23 protein-coding genes are annotated in these 23,924 nt (G+C 74.7%); 15 read left to right on the top strand and 8 right to left on the bottom strand.

All coding sequences use genetic code 11. The annotated features are described in order from the left end of the window. The first annotated feature begins 10 nt into the window (after nucleotides 1–10). From NUM_RS20490 to NUM_RS20475, 4 genes are all read left to right on the top strand, one after another. Nucleotides 11–457 carry an SRPBCC family protein gene (locus tag NUM_RS20490; RefSeq protein ID WP_207126520.1) on the top strand — a complete coding sequence of 149 codons (447 nt, stop codon included), beginning with the start codon at nucleotides 11–13 and terminating at the stop codon, nucleotides 455–457. A gap of 308 nt (nucleotides 458–765) precedes the next feature. Beyond that, entirely contained in the window at nucleotides 766–1,278 is a 513-nt protein-coding gene (locus tag NUM_RS20485; protein WP_207126519.1) for a hypothetical protein, read from the top strand. Continuing rightward, entirely contained in the window at nucleotides 1,269–2,213 is a 945-nt protein-coding gene (locus NUM_RS20480) for an ROK family glucokinase (RefSeq protein ID WP_207126518.1), read from the top strand. Before NUM_RS20485 ends, NUM_RS20480 begins: the two co-directional genes overlap by 10 nt. 30 nt (nucleotides 2,214–2,243) lie before the next feature. Then, on the top strand, nucleotides 2,244–2,936 hold the full coding sequence (locus tag NUM_RS20475) for an endonuclease/exonuclease/phosphatase family protein (RefSeq protein ID WP_225918723.1): 693 nt from the start codon (nucleotides 2,244–2,246) through the stop codon (nucleotides 2,934–2,936). A gap of 98 nt (nucleotides 2,937–3,034) precedes the next feature. Here NUM_RS20475 and NUM_RS20470 read toward each other — a convergent pair whose 3' ends face one another. Further along, nucleotides 3,035–3,721: an SDR family NAD(P)-dependent oxidoreductase gene (locus NUM_RS20470; protein ID WP_207126517.1), complete on the bottom strand. Its 687-nt coding sequence runs from the start codon at nucleotides 3,719–3,721 to the stop codon at nucleotides 3,035–3,037. A 94-nt stretch (nucleotides 3,722–3,815) separates the two neighbouring features. On the opposite strand from NUM_RS20470, the gene NUM_RS20465 reads away from it, so the two are divergent. The 4 genes from NUM_RS20465 to NUM_RS20450 all read left to right on the top strand — a co-directional run bounded on the left by NUM_RS20465 (nucleotide 3,816) and on the right by NUM_RS20450 (nucleotide 9,871). Beyond that, complete coding sequence (locus tag NUM_RS20465; RefSeq protein WP_308440581.1) at nucleotides 3,816–4,664, top strand: LysR family transcriptional regulator; 849 nt, start codon at nucleotides 3,816–3,818, stop codon at nucleotides 4,662–4,664. 85 nt (nucleotides 4,665–4,749) lie between these two features. Further along, nucleotides 4,750–5,703: an NAD(P)-dependent oxidoreductase gene (locus NUM_RS20460; RefSeq protein ID WP_207126516.1), complete on the top strand. Its 954-nt coding sequence runs from the start codon at nucleotides 4,750–4,752 to the stop codon at nucleotides 5,701–5,703. Further along, nucleotides 5,700–6,545 carry an aminoglycoside phosphotransferase/kinase family protein gene (locus tag NUM_RS20455; RefSeq protein WP_207126515.1) on the top strand — a complete coding sequence of 282 codons (846 nt, stop codon included), beginning with the start codon at nucleotides 5,700–5,702 and terminating at the stop codon, nucleotides 6,543–6,545. Before NUM_RS20460 ends, NUM_RS20455 begins: the two co-directional genes overlap by 4 nt. A 215-nt stretch (nucleotides 6,546–6,760) precedes the next feature. Further along, a complete protein-coding gene (locus NUM_RS20450; protein ID WP_207126514.1) occupies nucleotides 6,761–9,871 on the top strand; it encodes a WD40 repeat domain-containing protein in 3,111 nt (1,036 codons plus the stop codon). Between the two features lie 232 nt (nucleotides 9,872–10,103). On the opposite strand, the gene NUM_RS20445 is transcribed toward NUM_RS20450, so the two are convergent. Continuing rightward, nucleotides 10,104–11,003: a LysR family transcriptional regulator gene (locus NUM_RS20445; protein WP_207126513.1), complete on the bottom strand. Its 900-nt coding sequence runs from the start codon at nucleotides 11,001–11,003 to the stop codon at nucleotides 10,104–10,106. A 464-nt stretch (nucleotides 11,004–11,467) separates the two neighbouring features. On the opposite strand from NUM_RS20445, the gene NUM_RS20440 reads away from it, so the two are divergent. Continuing rightward, nucleotides 11,468–12,652, top strand: a complete 1,185-nt coding sequence (locus NUM_RS20440; protein WP_207126512.1) for an MFS transporter — start codon at nucleotides 11,468–11,470, stop codon at nucleotides 12,650–12,652. Nucleotides 12,653–13,084: 432 nt separating this feature from the next. Here the strand turns inward: NUM_RS20440 and NUM_RS20435 are convergent, their stop codons facing one another. Together NUM_RS20435 and tdh are read right to left on the bottom strand one after the other, a co-directional pair. After that, nucleotides 13,085–14,269 (bottom strand): glycine C-acetyltransferase, encoded by a 1,185-nt coding sequence (locus NUM_RS20435; protein ID WP_207126511.1) that lies wholly within the window; start codon nucleotides 14,267–14,269, stop codon nucleotides 13,085–13,087. A 58-nt stretch (nucleotides 14,270–14,327) separates the two neighbouring features. Continuing rightward, nucleotides 14,328–15,368 carry an L-threonine 3-dehydrogenase gene (tdh, locus tag NUM_RS20430; RefSeq protein ID WP_207126510.1) on the bottom strand — a complete coding sequence of 347 codons (1,041 nt, stop codon included), beginning with the start codon at nucleotides 15,366–15,368 and terminating at the stop codon, nucleotides 14,328–14,330. Nucleotides 15,369–15,555: 187 nt separating this feature from the next. On the opposite strand from tdh, the gene NUM_RS20425 reads away from it, so the two are divergent. Beyond that, a complete protein-coding gene (locus NUM_RS20425; protein ID WP_207126509.1) occupies nucleotides 15,556–17,298 on the top strand; it encodes a pyruvate dehydrogenase in 1,743 nt (580 codons plus the stop codon). Between the two features lie 22 nt (nucleotides 17,299–17,320). On the opposite strand, the gene NUM_RS20420 is transcribed toward NUM_RS20425, so the two are convergent. Further along, nucleotides 17,321–18,388 carry an alcohol dehydrogenase catalytic domain-containing protein gene (locus NUM_RS20420; protein WP_207126508.1) on the bottom strand — a complete coding sequence of 356 codons (1,068 nt, stop codon included), beginning with the start codon at nucleotides 18,386–18,388 and terminating at the stop codon, nucleotides 17,321–17,323. Between the two features lie 71 nt (nucleotides 18,389–18,459). On the opposite strand from NUM_RS20420, the gene NUM_RS20415 reads away from it, so the two are divergent. Both NUM_RS20415 and NUM_RS20410 read left to right on the top strand, forming a co-directional pair. Continuing rightward, nucleotides 18,460–19,344 (top strand): LysR family transcriptional regulator, encoded by an 885-nt coding sequence (locus NUM_RS20415; RefSeq protein WP_207126507.1) that lies wholly within the window; start codon nucleotides 18,460–18,462, stop codon nucleotides 19,342–19,344. A gap of 48 nt (nucleotides 19,345–19,392) precedes the next feature. Then, nucleotides 19,393–19,734 (top strand): DUF5713 family protein, encoded by a 342-nt coding sequence (locus NUM_RS20410; protein ID WP_207126506.1) that lies wholly within the window; start codon nucleotides 19,393–19,395, stop codon nucleotides 19,732–19,734. A gap of 12 nt (nucleotides 19,735–19,746) precedes the next feature. Here NUM_RS20410 and NUM_RS20405 read toward each other — a convergent pair whose 3' ends face one another. Together NUM_RS20405 and NUM_RS20400 are read right to left on the bottom strand one after the other, a co-directional pair. After that, nucleotides 19,747–20,550, bottom strand: a complete 804-nt coding sequence (locus NUM_RS20405; RefSeq protein WP_207126505.1) for a ribosomal protein L7/L12 — start codon at nucleotides 20,548–20,550, stop codon at nucleotides 19,747–19,749. 146 nt (nucleotides 20,551–20,696) lie between these two features. Continuing rightward, nucleotides 20,697–21,527, bottom strand: coding sequence for an alpha/beta fold hydrolase (locus NUM_RS20400; protein WP_207126504.1), 831 nt, complete (start codon nucleotides 21,525–21,527; stop codon nucleotides 20,697–20,699). An 87-nt stretch (nucleotides 21,528–21,614) separates the two neighbouring features. Between NUM_RS20400 and NUM_RS20395 the strand changes: the two genes are divergently transcribed. Then, the gene (locus tag NUM_RS20395; protein WP_207126503.1) at nucleotides 21,615–22,208 is read left to right on the top strand and encodes a TetR/AcrR family transcriptional regulator C-terminal domain-containing protein; all 594 of its coding nucleotides are present in this window, start codon (nucleotides 21,615–21,617) and stop codon (nucleotides 22,206–22,208) included. Nucleotides 22,209–22,301: 93 nt separating this feature from the next. Here the strand turns inward: NUM_RS20395 and NUM_RS20390 are convergent, their stop codons facing one another. Beyond that, entirely contained in the window at nucleotides 22,302–22,565 is a 264-nt protein-coding gene (locus NUM_RS20390) for a hypothetical protein (RefSeq protein ID WP_207126502.1), read from the bottom strand. 178 nt (nucleotides 22,566–22,743) lie between these two features. Between NUM_RS20390 and NUM_RS20385 the strand changes: the two genes are divergently transcribed. Together NUM_RS20385 and NUM_RS20380 are read left to right on the top strand one after the other, a co-directional pair. Then, nucleotides 22,744–23,634, top strand: a complete 891-nt coding sequence (locus NUM_RS20385; protein WP_207126501.1) for a helix-turn-helix domain-containing protein — start codon at nucleotides 22,744–22,746, stop codon at nucleotides 23,632–23,634. Continuing rightward, nucleotides 23,631–23,906: a DUF397 domain-containing protein gene (locus tag NUM_RS20380; RefSeq protein WP_207126500.1), complete on the top strand. Its 276-nt coding sequence runs from the start codon at nucleotides 23,631–23,633 to the stop codon at nucleotides 23,904–23,906. The genes NUM_RS20385 and NUM_RS20380 overlap by 4 nt, the downstream gene beginning before the upstream one ends. Nucleotides 23,907–23,924 lie beyond the last annotated feature (18 nt).

Below are 23,924 nucleotides of genomic sequence, written 5' to 3'. Positions count from 1 at the left end.
CTCACGATCCATGACGGACTCCTCGACGCAGTCGATCGTCGTGCGCGCCACCCCGCAACGGGTCGTGGAGATCATCAGCGACTTCCCCGCCTATCCGGGCTGGGCCAGCGCGGTGCAGACCGTCGACGTGCTGGAGGAGTACGAGGACGGCTACGCCAGCCGGGTCCGGTTCGTCCTCGACGCCGGTGTCCTCAAGGACACCTACACGCTGGAGTACGAGTACGCCGAGGACCTGAGCCGGATCCAGTGGCGGCTGGTCGAACCCACCCGGGTGCAGAAGGACCAGGACGGCTCGTACGACATCGATGACAACGGTGACGGCACCGTCACGGTGACCTACTCGCTGTCGGTACAGCTGGCCGCGCCGATGCTCGGCATGCTCCGCCGCCGCGCCGAGAAGATGATCATGGACGTGGCGCTGCGCGAGCTGAAGAAGCGCGCCGAGACCGCCGACTGACCACGCTCGCCCGGCCGGCCCGGGCCGGCACCGACCACCCTCGCCCCGCCCGCCGAGGCCGGGACTGGGCCCGCCCCGGCCGGCACCTGCCACCCTCGTCCGGCCCGCCGAGGCCGGCACCGGGCCCGCTCCGGCCGGCACCTGCCAGCCTCGCCCGGCCCGCCGAGGCCGGTGTCGAGTCCCGCGGCCGGCCACGTCACGCAGGCGAGCCTGCCGCGGCTGCGCGCCGCGCCCGCCAAGTAGAGTTCGTGCCGGTCGAGGTGGCTGGACGGCCGGCGCGCGGTGCCGGCCGGGACGGGAGTGCGCCGGTGGCACACGCTGCGGTACGCGACGAGGCACGGTTGCTCGTCACCGGCGTCCTCGCCGCCGCGTCCCGGGCGGCGAGCGGGTGGCCCGGCGAGGCCGGCTGCCGGTGCCCGCTGTGCCGGGCCGCCGCCGCGGTGCGCGAGCCGGACCCGCAGCTGTCCGAGCGGTTGGCGGACGCGGTCGGCACCGTCGCCGACGGCGTCGCCGGCCTGCTCCGCGCCTGGTCCGACGGCGCCGCCGGGCAGCACCGTACCGGGCCCGCCGGCAACTCGCCCGCCGGCGAGCCGTCCGCCGACGGCGCGTCCGCCGACGGCGCGTCCGCCGACGGCGCGTTCGCCGGCGAGCCGTCCGCCGACGGTGCGTCGTTCGGCGGTTCGTCGGACGGCGGTTCGTCCGTTGACGGTGCGTCCGGTGCGGCGGCGGGCGCGGCCGGGCCGGGCGGCGATCCGGCGGCCGCGGCAGGGGAGCCCGCCGACGGCGGGGTGCAGACGAAGGGAGACGTCGGGTGTCAGTGACGATCGGGGTGGATGTCGGCGGGACGAAGGTGGCCGCCGCGGTCGTCGCCGAGGACGGCGCGGTCGTCTCGGAGACCCGCCGCGACACGCCGGCCGACGACGTTTCCCGCACCCTGCAGATGATCATGGACGCGGTCGAGGAGCTGGCCGGCGCACACCAGGTCGAGGCGATCGGGGTCGGCGCGGCCGGCTGGATCGACGCGGCCCGGTCGACCGTGCTGTTCGCGCCCAACATCGCCTGGCGCAACGAGCCGCTGCGGGCGGAGCTCGCGGACAAGTTCGGCCTGCCGGTAGTGGTGGAGAACGACGCGAACGTCGCCGCCTGGGCCGAGTATCGGTTCGGCGCCGGCCGCGACGTCGAGTCGATGATCATGTACACCGTCGGCACCGGCATCGGCGGCGCGGTGATCATGGAGGGCCAGCTGATCCGCGGCGCGCACGGCATCGCCGCCGAGCTGGGGCACCTGACCGCGGTGCCGGACGGTCAGGTCTGCGGGTGCGGCCGGCGCGGCTGCCTGGAGCAGTACGCGAGCGGGCAGGCGCTGGTGCGGCTCGGCCAGGTGGCGGTGGCGCACGTACCGGCCACCGCGCCGATCCTGACCGAGCTGACCGGCGGTGACCCGGACCGGGTCACCGGCCCGATGATCACCGACGCTGCCCGGCAGGGTGAGCCGGCGTCGGTGGCGGCGTTCGCGGACATCGGCAAGTGGCTCGGGCTGGCCTGCGTCGATCTCGTCCAGGCGCTCGACCCGGCGGTGATCGTGGTCGGCGGCGGCGTGGTCGAGGCCGGCGACCTGTTGCTCGCCCCGGCCCGCCAGGCGTACGCGGACGGCATGGCGCAGCGCGGTCAGCTGCCGGTCGCCGAGCTGCGCCCCGCTGAGATGGGCAACACCGCCGGCGTCGTCGGCGCCGCCGACCTCGCCCGGCGCCGCTAGCGTCGCCGTCAGTCAAGATCGAGAGCGATCGTGGAGGTGCCGGTGGGTGGCCGGGTGCGGGTGTTGAGCTACAACGTGCACGGGCTCAAGGACGATCGGGAGGCGCTGTACCGGGTGGTGCGCGCGGCCCGGCCGGACATCGTGTTCGTGCAGGAGGCGCCGCGCCGGTTCCGCTGGCGGACCCGCTGCGCGGAGCTCGCCCGGCACTGCGGGCTGTTCTTCGGTGCCGGCGGCGGCCCCGCCATCGGCAACCTGATCATGGTCGGCCAGCGGGTACGGGTGGTGCGCGACTGGTCGCTGCGGTTCCCGCTGACGCCGGGCCGGCACCTGCGCGGGGTGGCGTTCGCCGACTGCCAGCTCGCCGACGGTGGCCGCTTCACCGCCGTCGGGACCCACCTGGGTACCGACCCGGCCGAGCGCACCGACCAGGCCGAGCGGCTGGCCGCGGTGGTCTGCGCGCAGCAGCCGCCGGTGCTGTTCGCCGCCGACCTGAACGAGGCGCCCGGCGGACAGGTCTGGTCGCACCTGACGAGCACCACGCTCGCCGACCCGGCCCCCGGCAAGGGCGACCCGACGTACCCGGCGGCCGCGCCCCGGCTGCGCCTCGACGCCGTCCTGGCGCCCGCGGCCAGCACGGTGTACGACGTCCGGGTGATCGACACCGACGACGCCCGGCTCGCCTCCGACCACCTCCCGGTGTTCGCCGACCTCACCCTGCCGTAGCAGCCGCGTCCCCGGGCGCGGCGCGGCCGGCCCCCGGCCGGCGGTGGCCGGCCGGGGGCCGGTCCCGGGCCGCGCCCGTCCACTGTAGACAGTTCCGGTCAGGCGGTGATCAACCGTTCCGGTTCGGTGCGGTCCGCGGCCAGCTGCCAGTACGTCTCCGCCAGTACGTCCGGGTGCGTGGTGGGAGTGTCCGGGGTCGGCGTCGGGGTACCGGTCAGCCACACGCCGATCGACACGTGGCAGGCGTACACCCCGTCCTCGGCGAGCAGCGTGTTGAGGTTGAGTACCCAGTTGCGCAGCCCGGCGGCGGCGATGCCCGGCCCGGCGAACATCGGCACCGGGTGCACCGCCGAGGCGCCGGTGGTGTACAGCAGGGCGCCGGCGCCGGCCGCGCGCATCGCCGGCAGGACCGCCCGGGTGGCGGCGATCGCGCCGTAGCAGGTGCTCTCCAGCTGCGGCCGGAGGTGGTCGACGGTCAGGTCGAGAGCGCCGGCGTGGGCGTCGCCCGACGCCGTCCCGGTGACCGTGGGGGAGTACTCCAGGACGTCGATGCCGGCGAAGCGGTCGGCGGCCCGGTTCAGCGCGTCGGTCAGCGCCGGCCGGTCCAGGACGTCGGCGGTGAACCCGGCGGCGTCGATCTGCTCGGCGGCGAGCTGCCGGACCAGTCCGTCGAGCCGTTCGGGACTGCGGGCCAGCAGCGCGACCCGGTACCCGTGCCGGCCGAAGACCCGGCCGAGGGACAGGCCGAGGCGGGCGCCGGCGCCGACGATGGCAATGGTGGGCATCTGATCTCCTATGGTCGTGGGGCTGATCCGATCCCAGCACCGGTCGCTCGGATACGTCCAAGACCGATCCGGCGCCGATCGATACCCTGGAGGCATGGATCGGCTGGAGACCCGGGAGCTGGCGTACTTCCTGGCGGTCGCCGAGGAACTGCACTTCGGCCGGGCCGCGGCGCGGCTCGGCATCGCCCAGCCGGCGCTGTCCCGCTCGGTGGCCCGGCTGGAGCGCCGGCTCGGCGTCGGGCTGTTCGAGCGCACCAGCCGGTCGGTCGCCCTCACCCCGTCCGGTCGCGCGCTGGTCGAGGACGCCCGGTACGCGCTCGACGCGGTGTCCGCCGCGGCCCACCGGGCCCAGCGGGCCGGCGCGGTGGAACCCCGGCTGGTGCTCGCCATCAAGGTGGGCGGCGACGGAGGCCGGCTGCCCGACCTGCTCGCCGCCTACCAGCGAGAGCCGGACGTGCTGCCGGTGCACGTGATCTTCGCCGCGGACCGCTGCGCCTCGCTGCGCGACGGCCGCGCCGACGCCGCCCTGCTCTACGACCCGATCGACGACCTGCGCGGGTTCGACACCCAGCCGCTGCTCACCGACCCGCCCGTCGCGGTGCTGCCGACCGCCCACCCGCTCGCCGACCGGACCGGGATCCGCATGGACGAGCTGCGCGGCGAGACCGTGCACCGGCGCGACGACAACGTCGTCGGCAGCATCGACGAGCTGATGCACCGGATCGCGCTCGGCCAGCTCGTCGCGGTCCTGCCGCGGTCGCTGACCGTACCGCTGCGGGCCGACCTGGCCGCCGTCCCGGTCACCGACGCCGCGCCGCTGACCCTGGTACTCGCCTGGCCCGGGTACAGCACCGCGCCGTCGGTGGCGGCCCTCGCCCGCGCCGCCGAGTCGGTGCACCGCGCGGGCCCCGAGCCCGGTACCGCGGGGCCGCCGATCCGCTGAGCACCCGGCCCCGTCGCCGCACCCAGCGCGTCCGGGGTGCGGCCGGCGGGTTCGTGGCGGGCCGGAGGTGCCAGAATCCGACGGTGTGACGGCTTTCTGGGTGCACGGCGTGGCGTCGGTGGGTGAGCGGGCGGTGGCCCGGCTGCGCCGGGAGCGGCCGGACTGGCGGTTCACCGACGGCGCGCCGCCCGCGGACGCCCGGTACTCGGTGCTCGTCGCCGGCCGGCCGGACGAGGCGCTGCTGTCCGCGAGCCCCGCGCTGCGCACGCTGGTGGTGCCGTTCGCCGGGATCCCGGCGCAGACCGCCGAACGGCTCGCCGACCGGCCCGGCATCGCGGTACGCACCCTGCACCACACCGCCGGCCCGACCGCCGAGCTCGCGCTGGGGCTGGTGCTCGCCGCGGCGCGGGCGCTGGTACCCGCCGACCGGGCGATGCGCGACGGCGACTGGACCCCGCGGTTCGTCCCGCCGGAACCGACGATGGTGCTCGCCGGCCACACCGCGACGGTCGTCGGGTACGGCCAGGTCGGTCGCCGGGTGGCCCGCGCTCTGGCCGCGCTGGACCTGCGGGTCAACGCGATCCGCGCCGGCGCCCGCGGTACCAGCGGCGACGGTGTCGCGCTGATCCACCCGCCGCGCCGGCTGCCCGACCTGCTGCGCCGCTCCCGCGTCGTGGTGCTCGCGGTACCGCTGTCGGCCCGTACGACCGGCCTGATCGGCGCGCCCGAGCTGGCGCTGCTGCCCGATCCGGCCGTGCTGGTGAACGTGGCGCGCGCCGCCGTGGTGGACGAGGCCGCGCTGTACCAACGGTTGCTGACCGGCAGGTTGGCCGCCGGGCTGGACGTGTGGTGGTCCGAGGCGTCCGGGGACGGCCCGCGCACCGGGGTCGCCGCGTCCCGCTTCCCGTTCCACCAGCTGCCGAACGTGGTGCTCAGCCCGCACCGCGGCGGCGCGTTCAGCCTCCCGGAGGTGCAGCGCGCCCGGCTGACCGAGCTGACCCGGGTGCTCGACGACCTGTCCGTCCACTCTGGAGAGTGATGCTGGCGCTGCTGCGGCGGGTGCTCGGCGACTGCACCGTGGAGGCGGACCGGTCGTGGGCGCACGGCGGCGCGACGGTGCTGCTGGTACGCGATGCGCGCGGCGCGCGCTGGGTGGGCAAGCAACACCGCGACCGGGACCGCTACCGCGCCGAACGCGACGCCTACCGGCGGTGGGTGCCGGCGCTCGGTGAGCGGGCGCCGCGGCTGCGGTTCGCCGACGACGCCACCGGGACGTTGCTGCTGTCGGCCGTCCGCGGCGGGCCCGACTGGTCGCGCGGGCTGACCCCGCCGGTACAGCGGCGGGCCGGTGCGGTGCGCCGGCTGCACGAGGCGGCCGAACCGGAGCCGTGGCCGGAGTTCGCCACGGTACGGCTGGCCGAGTTCGACCGGTGGGCGCCGGCGGCCGCAGAACTGCTGCCGGCGCCCTCGCTGGCGGCCGTCCGGGCGGCCGTGCTCGACCTCGCGGACCTGCCGGTGCCCCACCGGGTGCCCTGTCACGGCGACTACACGCCGCGAAACTGGTTGCTGGCACCGGTCGACGGCGCCGGGGGAGACCGGTTCACCGTGATCGACTTCGAGTGGTCCGGCCGGGACGTCTGGGTCGCCGACCTGACCCGGCTCGCGGTCGGGCCGTGGCGCGACGATCCGGAGCTCGCGGCGGCCTTCCTCGCCGGGTACGGCCGGGCGCTCGGTGCGGTCGATCGCGCGATGCTGCTGCGCTGCGCCGCGGTACGGGCGGTGTTCCTGGCGGTGTGGGGCCACCGGTACGGCGAGGTCGCGCTGGAGCGCTCGGCCCGCGACCAGTTCGCCCGGCTGGCCGGGGAGCTGCGGGCCGACTGACGAGCGGGCTCGCGGCGGAGCCGCGACCAGCGTGAGCGGGCGGCTCGCCGGGGTGCTCGGAACCGGCTGCTGCCGGTGGCCCGCCGCCGAAATCCCGGGGGCCGCCGCGGCGGAGCTCCGTATCACCCCTGACGTCCATAGTGGACAGTCGGGGAGTTCGACGGCGGAGTCGTCGGCCGCCCGGCCGTGTCGTAGCCGTCTGTTACAAAGGCCGCGTGGCGGAGACGATGGTCGATGCGGTGACGGCGGCGGTACGGACCGGTGACTGGCGGCAGGTGGTGGCGCGCGCCGCCGCCGAGCCGGACCAGGTCGTCGCGGCGGTGCTGTCCAGCGGTGTGCGGTGGAACGCGCTGCCGGGCGAGGTGGCCGCGGTGCTCAGCGTGGCCCACCAGCTGCGCTCGGCCGCCTCGCACGAGCGCGGGCTGCTGCTGGAGCTGGCCCGGGTCCGGCACGGCGTGCCGCCCCGCGGCGAGGAGGCCGCGGGGTTCCGGTTGCGGTGGGCCGACGTGCCACCCCGGCCGACGCACGTCACCGTGGCGACCGGCTGTGACGACTGGCTGACCGCGACCGTGCCGCTGCCGGACGGCCGCGCGCTGCTGGCCTACCAGGCGCAGCGACGGGCGCTGCACCTGTGGGACCCGGCGACCGGCACGGTGACCGCGACGATCCGCGGCCGCGGCGCGGTGACCGCCGTGGCGGCCGAGGTCGGCCCGGACGGGGTCCCGCGGCTGGCGATCGCCAGCGGCCGGTCGGTGCGGGTGTGCGACCCGCGTACCGGTGCGGTGCTCGACACCTGGATGGCCGGGGTCGACAAGGCGGTCACGGCGGTGTGCTGGCTGACGCTGCCGGACGGTCGGCCGGCGCTCGCGACCGGCGACAAGGACGGCGCGGTCCTGGTCTGGTCGCCGACCGGCACCCAGCTGGCCGAGGTGACCCGGGGGCCGTGGAACTCCGGCAAGGTCTCCGCGATCGTGCCGTGGCCGCAGCCCGACGGTGGCCCGCTGCTCGCGATCACCTGGGCCCGCACGTCGAGGCTGTCGGTGGTCGAGCTGTCCGGAGCCGGGTTCGGCGACCTCGACGGCGTGCAGGTGGCCAGTACGGTCCCGCTCGGCGATCGGCTGCTGCTGGCCACCGCGTGGCAGCAGGAGATCTCGCTGTGGGCACCGGGCGAGCGGGAGCGGTTCGGCGAGCCGCTCCGGCTGACCGACGGGTACGTGACGGCGATGGCGGCGCTGTCCCGCCCGGACGGGTCGACCGCGCTCGCGGTGGCCGACTCCGGTGGCCTGTGGCTGTTCGACCCGGGCGCGCCGGAGTCCACCGGCAGCCGGCTGCCCACCGTCGATCCCCGGGTCTGGTCGATGGCCGCACTGCCGCTGCCCGGCGGCCGGACGGTGCTCGCGACGATCGACGAGGGGGACGCGCTCCGGCTGTGGGACACCGATCCGGCCGACCCGGCCGCGACCACCGCCGGCCCGTCGCTGCCCCAGGTCGCGCTGGTCGAGCTGCCGGACGGCCGGGTGCTCGCCGCCACCGACGACGACGGGCTGCGGCTGCGCGACGCCGACACCGGGTCGCCGGTGGGCACGCCGCTGCTGGCCGCCGGTGAGCAGGCCGGGGCCCTCGCCGCGGTGCGGTTGGCCGACGGCCGGGAGCTGGTGGCGACCGGCGACCGGCACGGCGCGGTGCTGCTGTTCGATCCGGTGACCGGCGACCGGGTCGCGGCGACTCCACCCGCGCACGCCGGTCCGGTCGGTGCCCTTGCGGCCGGCGTGTTGCCGACCGGCGCTCCGATGCTGGTCAGCGGCGACAGCCAGCTGCTCGGCTGGGACCCGGACGGTGCGCCGCTCGGGCCGGCGTCCGCCACCGGTTACCGTGGGCGGCTGTCCGCGTCGGCCTGGCTCCCGCTCGGCGACGGCCGGGTCGCGCTCGCCGTCGGCACCTCGTCCTGGCGGGGCGCCGGCGAGCTGCACCTGGTCGATCCGGTGTCCGGGAAGCGGCTGATCGAGCCGATCGAGACCGACAACGTGGCGGCGCTGGCGGTGGTGCCGCGCGCCGAGGGCGGCGCGACGCTGGCGGTCGCGAGTCGCCCCGACCACGTCTGGTGCTGGAACCCGGACGGCTCCGACGCGCCGACGCTGCCCGCGACGGGGGTCCGCGCGCTGACCGGGTTCCGGCACGACGGGCGGTCGCTGGTCGCGGCCGGCGGCCAGGACCGCACGGTCCAGGTCTTCGACGCCGGCACCGGCTCCCCGGTCGACTGTGGTCCGATCGCGGCGCGGGGCAAGGTGACCGCGCTCGCCACGCTGCCGCTCGCCGACGGGCGTACGGTGCTCGCCGTTGCCGGCGGCCGCACGATCGTGCGCTGGGACCCGGTGGCCGGCGGGCCGGTCGGCAAGCCGCTGGCGGGCCACACCGACGTGGTGCAGGCGCTCGCCGTGCTGCCCGGCCCGGCCGGCGCCAGCTACCTGGCGAGCGCCGGCGCCGACGGCACCGTACGGCTGTGGGACGCGGCGACGGGCGCCCCCGTCGGCGAACCGGCCACCGGCCACGCCGGGCCGGTCCTGGCACTCACCACGGTCGCGCGCGCGGACGGTCGCGCGCTGCTCGCCAGCGGTGGTGACGACCGGACGGTGTGGCTGTGGGAGCCGTCCGGCGACGGGTTGTCCGGCCGCCGCATCACCGGCCACCAGGGCGCCTCGGACCACCTGACCGCGGTGCCGCTGGCCGACGGCCGGGTCGTCGTCGGCGCCGCCGCCGGTCACTACAACCCGGCCGGCGCGTGGCTGTGGGATCCCGCGGACGGGTCCGACCGTCCGCTGAGCGACGGTCTCTGCGGTCCGCTCGCGGTGGTCCGACTGCCCGACGGCAGGTCCCTCGTCGCGGCCCGCCACCGGGACCGCCTCCTGCAGCTGTACGACCCGAACACCGGCCGGGCCGTCGGGCGCCCGCTGCCGGTGCCGTTCGCCGACGCGGCCCAGCTGGTCGCGGTGCCGACCCCGGCCGGGCCACGGCTCGCGGCGGGCGGCAGCAGCGGCGAGATCCGGCTGTACGACCCGGTCGACGGCCGCGCGGTCGGGCGGCTGTCGGGCGGCGACGACGACTCGCGCGTCGACCTCGCCGTGCTGCGTACCGACGACGGCCGCTGCCTGGTGGCCGCCGGCGACCGGCACGGGGTGCTGCGGATCTGGGACCCGGTCGACGACCGGTGCCTGTCCACGCTGTCGCTGGACACCCGGATCTGGTCGCTCGCCGCCCGCGGCTCCCGCCTGCTGGTCGGCTGCGCCGGCGGCTACCTCGCCCTGGACGTCCGCCCCGACCCGCGCTGACCCGTCCAGCGCGGATCTGTGCCGCGTTGGCCCGTGCCGCGTTGGCCCGTGCCGCGTTGACCTGTGCCGCGTTGACCTGTGCCGCGTTGACCTGTGTCGCGCTGATCCGTGCCGCGATGATCCTGCGCTGATCCGTACCGCGCCGGTGACCGGAGCGGGTCGGGGGACCGCGTGGTGCCGTCCGGCCTGGCCAGGCCGGCGGGCCGAGCGGTGCTGCCGCCGGTGCGGCGGGTCAGCGGGTGGCGGTGGCGCGGCGGATCGTGTCCAGCGTGATGGTGAGCAGCGGGTGCGACTCGGCGCCGCGCCGGTGCGCGGCGAACACCCGCCGGGTCGGCGGCGTACCGGCGACCGGGCGCACCACCGCACCGTCGACCGGATCCAGCGCCGACCGCGGTACCAGCGCCACGCCGGCACCGGCCGCGGCCAGCGCGACGACCGCCCGGAAGTCGTCCGAGCGGTGCCGGACCCGAGCCGTGAACCCGGCGTACTCGCAGGCCAGGGCGACGACGTCGTGGCACGGGTTGCCCGGTGACGGGCTGATCCAGTCGTCCGGGGCAAGATCGTGCAGCGCCACCTCGGTGTGCTTGGCGAGCCAGTGCCCGCTCGGCAGTACCGCGTCGAACGGCTCGGCGTACAGCGGGATCCGGCGCAGCCGCGGGTCGTCGGCCGGCGGGGCCCCGCGGTACTCGACCGCGACGGCGAGGTCGATGCCCCCGTCGAGCAGCAGGCCGAGGCTCGCGTCGCCCTCGGCGTCGCGTACCCGCACGTCGATCTCCGGGTGGGTCTCGGCGAGCTCGGCGATCGCCGGGGCCAGCACACCGGCGATCGCGGTGGCGAACGCGCCGACGGTGATGGTGCCGGCGGCGCCGGCCGCGTGCGCGGCGAGGGCCGACTCGGCCTGCTCCAACCGGGCGAGTACCTCGGTGGCGTGCTCGGCGAGGATCACCCCGGCGGCGGTCAGCCGGACCCGCCGGCCGCGGCGCTCCAGCAGCGGCTGGCCGGCCTCGCTCTCCAGCGCGGCGAGCTGCTGGCTGACCGCGCTGGGGGTCAGGTAGAGCGCCTGCGCCGCCGCGGTCACCGTGCCGTGGTCGGCCAGCGCGCGCAGCACCCGCAGCCGCCGAGGATCGATCACGCGCCCATGGTGCCTCGCCGCCCGCCGCGACCGGCCGCCGCCCCCGTACCGTGCCGTGGCGAGCGGACCGCGGGGTGCCGTGGATCTCGTTGGCGCGGGGACGTGGCGGTGCCTATGATCCCGGACATGATCGCGGTCGACGGTTGGGTGACACCTCCGTTGCCGCTGTACGGCGAGGACCACAGCCGGTCCGACTTCGCGCCCTGATCAGGGACATCGGGCACTCACCTGGCGAACGGCGCCACCGGCGCCACCTGCCGCGCCCGAAATGTCGTTGACCATCGCGTTGGCCGTACTGGAGGGTCGATGTTCCGCTTCTCGCTACCCTGTTCCGATCCCGCCGCCCCCGATCCCGGCGCACCCGGGTCGAGCCGGTGCCGCCGGGCGGTGGTGCCGGCATCGAGCGAGCCGCCCCAGCCGCAGCCCGGGTGCCGAGCCGGGTTTCCGGCGGGGGAGCAGGGCCGATGAGCAGCCCGCTCGCGCCCACCCTGGCGGTGCTGTCCCGTCGCCCCGCCGTACGGCTGCTCGGCTCGTCGCTGCTCGGCCGGCTGCCGACCGGCATGGCCGCGCTCGCGGTGCTGCTGCTGGTCCGCGGCCGCGGCGGCGACTACGCGCTGGCCGGGCTGCTGTCCGGCCTGTACGCCGCCGGCAGCGCGGTCGGCGGCCCGCTCCTCGGCCGCGTCATCGACCGCTCCCGGCAGCCACCGGTGCTGCTGGTCGCCGCGCTCGCCGCCGGGGCCGGGTTCGCCGCGCTCGCCGTCGTACCGGTCGACGGTGCGCTCGCGATCGTCGCGATCCTGCTGGCCGGGGTCGCCACCCCGCCGCTGGAGTCGTGCCTGCGGGTGCTGTGGCCCCGGGTGGTGCCGGCCGAACGGCTGCACGCCGCGTACTCGCTGGACGCGGCGGCGCAGGAGATCCTGTTCGTGCTGGGCCCGCTGCTGGTGCTGGGCGCGGTCCGGCTGGTCGGGCCGGCCGGTGGGGTACTGGTCGCCGCCGGGCTCGGCGTGCTCGGGGTGGCCGCGTTCGCCTCGGCGCCGCAGTCCCGGACCTGGCGGGGGGAGCGCACCGAGGCGCGGCACCCGGCCGGACCGCTGCGCTCCGGCCGGCTGGTACGGCTGCTGGTCTCGCTGCTGCTGACCGGATTCACCATCGGTACGTTCTCCGTCGGCGCCACCGCCTACGCCGAGCACGTCGGCGGCCGGTCGCTGGCCGGCTGGTTCATCGCCGCGAACGGGCTCGGCGCGCTGCTCGGCGGCGTCGGCTACACGCTGGTACCGGCGGCGCGGGACCTGTCCGCCCGGCTGCGGGTGGTCGCGGTGCTGCTCGCGGTCGGCTACCTGCCGCTCGCCGCGCAACCCGGCCTGGGCGGCACGATCGGCCTGTCGGTACTCGCCGGGCTGTCCCTGCCGGCCGTGCTGACCTGCGCGTTCGCCCTGGTCGAGCGGTTGGCGCCGGCCGGCACCGTGACCGAGGCGTTCACCTGGCTGGTCACCGCGTTCGGCATCGGCAACGCGGTGGGCGCGGCGCTGTCCGGCACCCTGGTCGACCGGTACGGTCCGGTCGCCGCGTTCCTGGCCGGCGCCGCCACCGCGATCCTCGCCGCGCTCACCGTGCTGCGCCGGCTGCTGCCCGCACCTGCCCGAGGGTGACGGTTCGGCGGCTCGTCCGACCGCAACGCTTGTTCGACTGCAACGGCCCGGTCGACTGCAACGGCCCCGGTCGGCTGCAACGGCCGGGTCGGCTGCAACGGCCTGCCCGACCGTGACGGCTTGCCGACTGCAACGACCTGCTCGGCTGCAACGGCCCGGTCGGCTGCAACGGCCGGGTCGGCTGCAACGGCCTGGTCGGCTGCGGCGCTCGGTCGACTTCGACGGCTTGCGCGGCTGCAACAGTGCTCGACTTCGACGGCCTGCTCGACGGCGACAACGTGCTCGACCGCAAAGACGTGGCGAAACCGCCAGCCCACCGCTCCCTGGGGGATCCCCCGCAGCCCAGTCTAGTCGGGAAACCGGGCGGGTCCCGGTCGAGCGCGTCGGCTGTGGACAACCGGGAGGGCTGTGGACGGCCGACGAGCTCCCCGGTCAGGCGTCGAGTTCGGCGCGGGCGTCGACGAACGCGGCGACGGCGCGCTTGACCTCCTCGGTGGAGTGCGCCGCGGACAGCTGGACGCGGATGCGCGCCTTGCCCCGCGGTACCACCGGGAAGGAGAAGCCGATCACGTAGATGCCGCGGGCCAGCAGCAGGTCGGCGAGCTTCGCCGCACGGGCCGCGTCGCCGATCATCACCGGTACGATCGCGTGCTCGCCGGGCAGCAGGTCGAAGCCGGCCGCGGTCATCTCGGCGCGGAACAGCTCGGTGTTCGCGGTCAGTTTCTCGCGCAGGTCGCCGGACGACTCCAGCAGCTCCAGAGTGGCGAGCGCCGCGGCCACGATCGACGGGGCGACCGAGTTGGAGAACAGGTACGGCCGGGAACGCTGCCGCAGCAGTTCGACGATCTCGGCGCGGGCCGACACGTACCCGCCGGACGCGCCGCCGAGCGCCTTGCCCAGGGTGCCGGTGACGATGTCGACCTTGTCCTGCACGCCGGCCCGCTCGGGGGTGCCCCGGCCGTTCGGGCCGACGAATCCGACCGCGTGCGAGTCGTCGACCATCACCAGCGCGTCGTACCGCTCCGCCAGCGCGCAGATCTCGGCGAGCGGCGCGTAGTAGCCGTCCATCGAGAAGACGCCGTCGGTGACGATCAGCCGGTACCGCGCGTCGGCGGAGTCCTTGAGCTGCTGCTCCAGGTCGGCCATGTCCCGGTTCTTGTAGCGCAGCCGGCGCGCCTTGCACAGCCGGATGCCGTCGATGATGCTCGCGTGGTTCAGCTCGTCGGAGATGACCGCGTCGGCGTCGGACAGCAGCGTCTCGAACACGCCGCCGTTCGCGTCGAAGCACGAGCTGTAGAGGATCGTGTCGTCGGTGCCGAGGAACTCCGACAGCTTGCGCTCCAGCTGCTTGTGGATGTCCTGGGTACCGCAGATGAACCGGACTGACGCCATCCCGAAGCCGCGCTCGTCCAGCGCGTTCTTGGCCGCGGCGATCAGCGCCGGGTGGTCGGCCAGGCCGAGGTAGTTGTTCGCGCAGAAGTTGATCACCGAGCTGCCGTCCGCGACGGTGATGCCGGAGTCCTGCGGGCTGGTGATCACCCGCTCGTCCTTGTACAGCCCGTCGGCGCGGATCTGTTGCAGCGTCGCGGCCAGGTCCTCGCGCATCCGGTCGAACATCAGCACCCCTTCCGAGTGGTCTGCCCACAGTGGACCGTCCCGGCCGTGTCGCCGGTCGCTAGCTGGTCTCGCGGGTCCAGTCCAGCACGATCTTGCCGCAGTTGCCGGAGCGCGCCTCGGCGAAGGCCTGCTCGTACTGGGTGTAGCCGTACCGGCCGGTGATCACCGGGGACAGGTCCAGGCCGCGCTCCAGCAGCACCGACATCCGGTACCAGGTCTCGAACATCTCCCGGCCGTAGATGCCCTTGATGGTCAGCATGTGCGTGACCACCTTGTTCCAGTCGACGGCGATCTCGCTCGACGGCAGGCCGAGCATCGCGATCCGGCCGCCGTGCGTCATGTTCGCGATCATCTCGCGCAGCGCCGACGGCTGGCCGGACATCTCCAGCCCGACGTCGAAGCCCTCCCGCATGCCGAGCATCGCCTGGGCCCGCTCGATCGGCGTGGTCGACACGTCCAGCGCCAGGCTGACGCCGACCTTCTCGGCCAGCCGCAGCCGGTACTCGGAGACGTCGGTGATGACCACGTGCCGGGCGCCGGCGTGCCGGACCACCGCGGCGGCCATGATGCCGATCGGGCCGGCGCCGGTGATCAGCACGTCCTCGCCGAACACCTCGAACGCCATCGCGGTGTGCACCGCGTTGCCGAACGGGTCGAAGATCGCCGCCACGTCCAGGTCGATGTCGCCGCGGCCGTGCACCCAGACGTTGCTCTCCGGCAGCGTCAGGAACTGGGCGAACGCCCCGTCGCGCTGCACGCCCAACCCGACGGTACGGATGCACAGGTGGCGCCGGCCGGCCCGGCAGTTGCGGCACCGGCCGCACACCAGGTGCCCCTCGCCGGAGACCAGGTCACCGACCGACACGGCGGTCACCGACGGGCCGACCTCGACGACCTCGCCGGCGAACTCGTGCCCGACCACCAGCGGCGGGTCGACGGACGCCTTGGCCCAGTCGTCCCACGCCTCGATGTGCAGGTCGGTACCGCACAGCCCGGTGCGCAGCACGCGGATCTTGACATCGGTCGGCCCGACCGTCGGCTCGGGCACCTCGAGCAGCTGCAGCCCCGCCCCCGGAGCCGCCTTGACCAGCGCTTTCACCCCAACAGAGTGCGTCGCGAACCGGGCCCGCGTCCATCGAACGTTGCTGAACGCCCTTGTTAGCCGATCTTCACAACCCGCCCCGTTCGTCCCGCGTCGCCCCGGCCGCGCCGATCGGGATGCCGTGGTTGGCAGGTCCGGCGGCGGTTTCGCTGCACCGGGCCCGCGGGGCCGTTAGCGTCGGTTCATGGCGAAACGGACGGTGGCCGACCAGTTCGTCGGGGTGCTCGCGTCGGCCGGGGTGCGCCGGTTGTACGGGGTGGTCGGCGACAGCCTCAACCCGATCGTGGACGCGGTACGGCGCACCGACGGCATCGAGTGGATCCAGGTACGGCACGAGGAGGTCGGCGCGTTCGCCGCCGGCGCCGAGGCGCAGCTGTCCGGGCGCCTCGCCGCCTGTGCCGGCTCCTGCGGTCCGGGCAACCTGCACCTGATCAACGGGCTGTACGACGCGCACCGCAGCTACGCCCCGGTGCTGGCGCTCGCCTCGCACATCCCGTCCAGCCAGATCGGTACCGGCTACTTCCAGGAGACGCACCCGGACCGGCTGTTCGTCGAGTGCAGCCACTACTGCGAGCTGATCTCCGACCCCGGGCAGATGCCGCGCACCCTGCAGATCGCGATCCAGCACGCGGTCGGCCGGCGCGGCGTCGCCGTCGTGTCGCTGCCCGGTGACATCGCCGCCGCCGAGGCGCCGTCCCACTCGTACGAGCACGCCATCGTCGCCGACCGCCCGCACGTCCGGCCCACCGACGCCGACCTGGCCGCGTTCGCGAAGCTGGTGAACGAGGCGCGCCGGGTCACCCTGTTCTGCGGCAGCGGCTGCGCCGACGCGCACCGGCAGGTGATGCAGCTGGCCGAGAAGCTGTCCGCGCCGGTCGGGCACGCGTTGCGCGGCAAGGAGTTCATCCAGTACGACAACCCGTACGACGTGGGCATGTCCGGGCTGCTCGGCTACGGCGCCTGCTACGACGCGATGCACGGCTGCGACCTGCTGATCCTGCTCGGCACCGACTTCCCGTACGACGCGTTCATGCCCAGGGACACCCGGATCGTGCAGGTCGACGTGGCGGCCGAGCACCTGGGCCGGCGCTCGACGATGGACCTCGGCGTCTGGGGCGACGTGGCGCAGACCATCGACTGCCTGCTGCCGATGGTCGACGCCAAGCCGGACCGCGCGTTCCTGGACCGGATGCTGCGCCGGCACGCCGACCTGCTGTCCGGCGTCGTCGGCTCCTACACCAGGAACGTCACGACCCACAGGCCGATCCACCCCGAGTACGTGGCGGACCAGCTCGACGACGTGGCCGCGGCGGACGCGGTGTTCACCGTGGACACCGGGATGTGCAACGTGTGGGCCGCCCGCTACCTGACCCCGAACGGGCGGCGCCGCATCATCGGCTCGTTCAGCCACGGTTCGATGGCGAACGCCCTGCCGCAGGCGATCGGTGCCCAACTGCTCGACCGCCGCCGGCAGGTCGTCGCGCTGTGCGGCGACGGCGGCTTCTCCATGCTGATGGGCGACTTCCTGACCCTGCTGCAGTACGAGCTGCCGGTGAAGGTGGTGCTGTTCGACAACTCGTCGCTGGGCATGGTCGAGCTGGAGATGCTGGTCTCCGGCCTGCCCGCGCACGGCACCTCGTACCGCAACCCGGACTTCGCGGCGATCGCCCGCGCCGCCGGCGCCACCGGCATCCGCGTCACCGAGCCCTCGGACGTACGGGATGCGTTGCGCGAGGCGCTGAACGCGCCCGGCCCGGCCCTGGTCGACCTGGTCACCGACCCGAACGCGCTGTCGCTGCCACCGAAGATCACCGGCGAGCAGGTCAGCGGCTTCGCCCTGTCGATGTCGCGGACCGTGCTGACCGGCGGCGTCGGCAAGGCCCTCGCCATGGCCCGCAGCAACCTCCGCAACATCCCCCGGCCCTGACCGGCGCCGCCGCGTCGACCGGTCAGGGGGTGATGGCGGTGCGCTGGAAGGGTGCGGCGTGGGCGGCGGCGTGCTCGACCGCCTGCCGGGCGGCGTCCAGCGGGAACGTCGTGACCTCGTTCCGGCTCAGGTCGAGCAGCCCGGCGTGCACCAGGCCGACCAGCTCCCGGACGGCGACTCGCGGGTACATCCACTGGCCGCGCACGGTGACCGAGTTGTGCATCAGCCACGGGTAGGGCAGCCGCAGCTCGTCGCCGACGCCGCCCATCAACACCACCCGCCCGTGCTCGCGGACGGTCATCGCGGCGGCCCGCGCGGCGCTCGCCGGTGCGGCCGGCGACAGGAGGTCGAGGACCAGGTCGATCGGCGCCCCGGCCGCCGCCCGTACCGCCGCGTCGTCGGCAGCCGGATCTCCGGTCAGCGGGACCGGGGCGACCCGGTCGCCGAACCGCTGCCGCAGCTGCGCCAGTACCGCCTCGTTGCGGCCGGGCGCGACGACCCGCCGGGCGCCCATGGCCACCGCGACCGCGACGCCGGCGCTGCCGAAGTTGCCGGTCGCGCCGCTGATCAGCACCGTCTCCCCGGGGCGCAGCCCGCCGGCCCGCAACCCGCCGTACGGCACCAGGTGGACGCCGAGCGACACCCACCGGTACGCCTCGGCCGGCGGTACCGGTCCGAGCGGGGTGGCGTTCTCGGTGGGCACGGCCATCCGCTCGGCGAACGAGCCGTGGTGGAAGTGCCGGGCCAGCCGCAGGCCGCCGTCGCCGCGGGCGGTCAGGCCCTGCAGGGTGATGTCGGGGGTGACCGCGTCGTCCCGGGAGCGCACCGTGGAGTCGCACCAGACGATGTCGCCGACCGCCAGCCGGGTCGAGTCCGGCCCGACCGCGCGCACCCGGCCGACCCCGCCGGCGCCCGGGATCACCGGGGGTTCCAGGGAGTAGTTGCGTTCGCCGCTGAACACCTCGGCGGCATAGGGCAACACCGGCGCCGCCAGCACGTCGACGACGATCTCGCCGGTACCCACCTGCGGGTCCGGTGCCTCGGTGATGGACAGGGGCTGGCCGAACCGTTCGAGAATCGCTGCTTGCATGCCTGCACGGTAGGCACCGTGGTGGGCATGATGCCAACGCCAGTTCGTCATCACTACCATGACGAATCATCATGGACATCTCGATCGTGGGGCTGCGGCTGCTGCGCGCGGTCGCCGAGCGCGGCACGCTGACGGCAGCCGCGACCGAACTCGGCTACACCCAGTCGGGTGCCTCCCGCCAGCTCGCCGCGCTGGAACGGGCCGCCGGGGCCCGGCTGGTGGAGCGCGGTGACAGCAGGGCACCGCTCACCCGGGCCGGGCTGGCGTTGCTGCGCCATGCCCGGGTCATCCTGGACGAGGTCGACGACGCGGCGCGCGAGCTGACCGCCGGCCGGCCGGAACCGCGCCGGGTCCGCCTCGGGGTGTACGTCAGCGCCGGCGCGTCGCTGCTGCCGCGACTGCTCACCGCCGCTCGGCGGCGCGCGGACGTCGTCGTCACCACCCGCGAGGGGACCACGCCCGCGCTGGTACGGGCGGTCCGGTCCGGCTCGCTCGACCTGGCGCTGATCAGCGCGCGACCGCCGTACGATCCGCCGGACGACGAGCTGCCCCGGCTGGTGACCACCACGCTGCGGGAGAGCACGCTGCTGGTGGCCGCGCCGGCCGCCGGCCGGTTCGCCGGGCGCGATCAGGTGAGCCTGGCCGAGCTCGCCGACGCGGAGTGGATCGCGAGCCCGTCGCCGGCGCACGAGCCGCTGCTCGGCGTCTGGCCGGCGCTGCCGGGCCGCGCCCGGGTGGTGCACTCGACCCGGGACTGGCTGGCGAAGCTCAGCCTGGTCGCCGCCGGCTGCGGCCTGACGACGGTACCGGCGAACCTGGCGCCGCTGATCCCGGACGGCGTCCGGCTGCTGTCGGTCACCGACGGCCCGGAACAGCGGCGCCGGCTGCTCGCGGTACGCCCACCCGGTACGCCCAGCCCCGCGGTCGCGGCGATCCTCCCGCTGCTCCGCGAGTAGGCGTGCGGCATGATCGGCGGGTCGGTGCCGCTTCGGGATGGGGACGCCATGCCGCTCACGAACCAGCAGATCCTGGGACGCGCTTTCCTGCGGCCGCTGTACGCGGACCCGTACTTCCCGGACCACGTCGTCGACCGCGGCCGGGCGATCCTGGTCCGGCTGTGCGAGCGGATCGAGGCCGAGCGGCCGTCGGACCTCACGGCGCTGTACGTCCTGACGCACGCCGCGACCGACGAGTTCAACGCGCTGGAGGCCGAGTTCGAGGCGGCCGGATCGGAGCTTGAGACCACCGCGCGCGAGGCGATCGGGGAGGAGTTCTGGTTCGTCGCGTCGGCGTACGACTTCCCGGATGCCGACGCGGAGGAGCTGATCGCCACCCGGGAGTGGTGAACCGGGACCGCGCTACCAGGTGCCGCGCTCGACGGCGGCCTTGGCCTCGCGCAGGCCGACCCCGGTCAGCTGCCGGTACACCTTGATCGCCTCGATCTTGCGCCCGGCGTAGAGCAGCTGCCGCACCTCCGACAGGTCCTGCGCCGGGTCCGGCCCCCGCGTCGGAGCCGGGAGCTGCCCGGTGGCGGCGAGGCGCTCGACGGTCTCCTTGGCCTCGCGCAGGCCGACGCCGGTCAGCTGCCGGTACACCTTGATCGCCTCGATCTTGCGCCCGGCGTAGAGCAGCTGCCGCACCTCCGACAGGTCCTGCGCCGGGTCCGGCCCCCGCGTCGGAGCCGGGAGCTGCCCGGTGGCGGCGAGGCGCTCGACGGTCTCCTTGGCCTCGCGCAGGCCGACGCCGGTCAGCTGCCGGTACACCTTGATCGCCTCGATCTTGCGCCCGGCGTGAAGCAGCTGCCGCACCTCGGACAGGTCGGGCTGGCCGGGGCCGCTGCCGGGGGTCGGCCGGCCCCGGTGCCGGTTCAGTACCGCGTCGGTCGCGTCGCGCAGGCTCGCCCCGGTCGCGTCCCGGTACGCCTTGACGGCGCCGATCCGGTCGTTGCGGGCCAGCAGCTCGTCGACCCCGGGCACCGTACCGGCGTCCGGCAGCGCCGCGGCCCCGGCGGGCGTGGCGGACCACCCCGAACCCGCCCGCGTACCGGCCCCGGACACGTCACCGAGCACCGGCGCCCGGCCGCGCCGGGCGAGCACCACCAGCAGCACGACGACGAGCACGACCCCGACGGCCACCAGCACGACCACCTCGGTACCACTCATGGCCGCAGCGTAGCGACCGTCCGCCGCCCCCGCGGTCGAGGACGGTGGCGCGGGCGGTGTCTCCGGCGGCGCACCGATGCGGGTCCAAGGGCAGGGAGGGGAACCGGCTCGGATCCGGGTCGCCGGCCGAGCGGCTGCGGGGTGGCTCAGACCTGGGCCGGTTCGGCGAGGAACGGTGCCAGCGCGTCGGCGACGAGGCGGGGTGCCTGCTGCGGTGCACCGTGGTCGACGCCGGGCAGGACGACGTGCCGGGCGGCGGGCATCGCGGTCGCCAGCGCGGCGGCGGCGGTGGTCAGGTAGCCCGGGCCGCGCTCGCCGGTGAGCAGCAGCGTCGGCGTCGACACCGATGCGTACCGGTCGGCCGGGCCGTCCAGCGCGATCCCGGCGGCGACCTCGGCCGGTACGGTCGGCAACGCCTGCCGCATCGACCGTCCCGCGGTGCGCAGCAGCAGCCCGGCCACCGCGGTCGCCACCGGCAGCGGCAGCCGGTCGAACGGGCCGCCCAGCCGCAGCCCGCGCAGCAGCAGGGTCATCGCGCGGGCCCAGTGGCCGCGGTCGATCGCGGCCCGGAACTCGGGCAGGAACCACCGGGGCAGCGATCCGTCGATCGAGACGGCCGGTTCGAACAGCGCCAGCCGGTCCACCAGCGCCGGCTCGCGCAGCGCGGTCTGCACCGCGACCAGCCCGCCGTAGCTGTGCCCGAACACCTGCCGGGCGCCGGTGGCGCGCAGCACCGCGGCCAGGTCGGCGCACTCGGTGTGCATCCCGTACCCGTCGCCCTGCGGCCCGGAACCGCCGCGGCCCCGGCGGTCGAGCAGGTGCACGGTGTACCGGTCGGCGAGCAGCTCGGCGAGCGCGGTGTAGTCGGCGCCCGCGAGCATCGCGCCGGACACCAGCACCAGGCCCGGTCCGGTACCGAGGCTGTGCCAGGCGATCGTGGTGCCGTCCGCGGCGCACAGCTGACTGGTGGCAGCCATCCCGTCTCCCTTCTTGAACATCGCTCAAGTTCTGTCGCCGAGCGTACTTGAGCTATGTTCAAGTACGCAACCGAGGAGGGCCACCGCATGCGGCTACGCAGGGACGACGTGATCGACGCCGCGCTGGCACTGCTGGACGAGGTGGGTCTGGACGCCCTGACCACCCGGCGGCTGGCCGACCGGCTCGGCGTCCGCGTCGGCGCGCTCTACTGGCACGTCAAGGACAAGAACGAGCTGCTCACGACGCTCGCCGACCGCATCGTCGCGGAGGCGCACCGGGCCCCGCCGCCGGCCGGCGACGACTGGACCGACCAGCTCGCGACCGCGGCGCACCGGCTGCGGGCCGCGTTGCTGGCGCACCGCGACGGCGCCCGCATCGTGGCCGGGTACGCGCCCGCCAGCCCCGGCTCGCTCGACGCCGCGGAACGCGGCCTGCGGGCCGCCCGGGACGCCGGGGTGCCGCTCGCCGTGGCGGCGCTGGCCGGCGACACCGTGATGAGCTACGTGACCGGGTACGTGCTGCAGGAACAGTCGCCGGAGCCGGAGTCGCCGCCGACCCTCGCCGGCCGTCCGCTGCTGGCCGAGTGGGTACCGGCCAGGCCCGACCACGACACCGCGTTCACGACCGGCCTCGGCATGATCCTCACCGGCATCCGCGCCGCCGCGGCTACCACCGCCTGATCGCCCGGCCGCCCGGCCGCTTGGCGGTCCGGCCGCCTGACCGCCTGGCCACCCGGCCGGCCCGACGCGTCGAGCCGGCCGGGGCAGGCCGAGTCAGGCGTAGATGGCGCCACCGCGGGAGTAGAGCCATTCGACCGCCGGCTCGTCCGGGTCGCCCAACTCCGCCGGATCGACCTCGGCAATGGCCTCGGCGACCTGCTCCTCGGTGCGTTCGGCGGCACGCGCCAACGTCGGCAGATCCGCGCCGGCATGGTGCGCGTACCACAGTGCTTCCTGCAATTCTCCCTCCACCGACAGCTGCACCGTCGTCAGGCGTCCGATCCGATCGAGCCAGTGCTCGATTCCCTTGTCCGACATCGCTTTCCGCCTCCCTGGTACCTGCTGGACGGGGCCGACGTTAGGCCTGCTCGGGACGGCCGACAATGCGAACGGACGGTATTGTCGGGCCTGCGGAAAGAATTGTTTCTCCGGTGTCGGCGCACGTTTCATGCGGCCGACGCGCGATGTTTCACGGTGACACACAACGGGGTGAGCGATGGCCGACGAGCCGGGCGGCAGTTACGTGCCGCGGCTGCTGCTGGGACAGCAGCTCAAGCTGCTGCGCGAGCAGTCCTGCCTGGACGTGGCCGAAGCGCTGGCCGAGTCCGGCCTCTCCCGCTCGACGCTGTGGCGGCTGGAGAACGGCAACCCGCGCGCCCGCTACAAACCCGGCGACGTCGAGGTGCTGGCCCGCACCTACGGCGCCGACCCGGAAACCGTCGACGTCCTCGTCGGCCTCGCCAAGGCCACCAAACTCACCAGCTGGTTCAGCGCCTACCGAGACGCGATGCCCGCCAACTTCGAGATGTACATCGAACTCGAAACCTATGCCACCCGCATCCGCTGGTACGACGGTGAGCTGGTGCCTGGTTTGCTGCAAACCGAGGACTACGCCGCTGTTGTGATCGGTTCCCGCCGTCGCCTGAGCAACTCGGAGGTGAAGCAGCGGGCGAAGGTTCGCCAGCATCGACAACGGCTCCTCGCACGCCGCACCCCGCCGGCGGCGAGATTCGACTTCGTTCTGGACGAGGCCCTTATCCGACGCCCCATCGGCGGCCGCGATGTCATGGCCAAGCAACTGCATCGATTAGTCGATCTATCGATCCTGCCCAACGTCGACATCAGGATCGTGCCCATGGATGCAGGTATGCATCTTGGTCTGGAGACCGGCCGATTCGAGATTCTCGACTTCTCCCGCAACCCGCGACTCGCGAAGGCCCCGACCACGGTCTACGTTGACCAGCCGGCGGGGCACCTCTTCATGGACAGCAGCAAGGAAGTCGAGCCGTACGCAGAAACCTTCACAGATCTTGCCGATCGATGCCTGGACGGCGACGCTTCAAGAGACGTGATCGATGATGCGGCGAGGAGGTTCGAGCAGGAATGACCAGTGACCTGACCGGCGCGATCTGGCGCAAGTCCTCCCGGAGCAACGGGAGCACTACGTGCGTCGAGGTGGCGACCAACCTGGTGGACGTCACTTGGCGCAAATCGAGCAGGAGCAACGGAAGCACGAACTGCGTCGAGGTGGCTGAGGGCATTGGGGTCGTGGGGGTGCGGGACTCCAAGGACTGGCAGGGGCCGGCTCTCGCGGTACACCCGGCGGCGTGGCAGGCGTTTCTCGGGCTGGTGACCGCGGAGCACCGCGAACCGCGCTGAGACCGTGGCGCGCCGGCC

The organism is Actinocatenispora comari (genome assembly GCF_017312725.1).
GTDB lineage: Bacteria > Actinomycetota > Actinomycetes > Mycobacteriales > Micromonosporaceae > Actinocatenispora > Actinocatenispora comari.
Note: the sequence above shows the minus strand (reverse complement) of the source record. Positions and strands in the feature narration are given on the sequence as shown.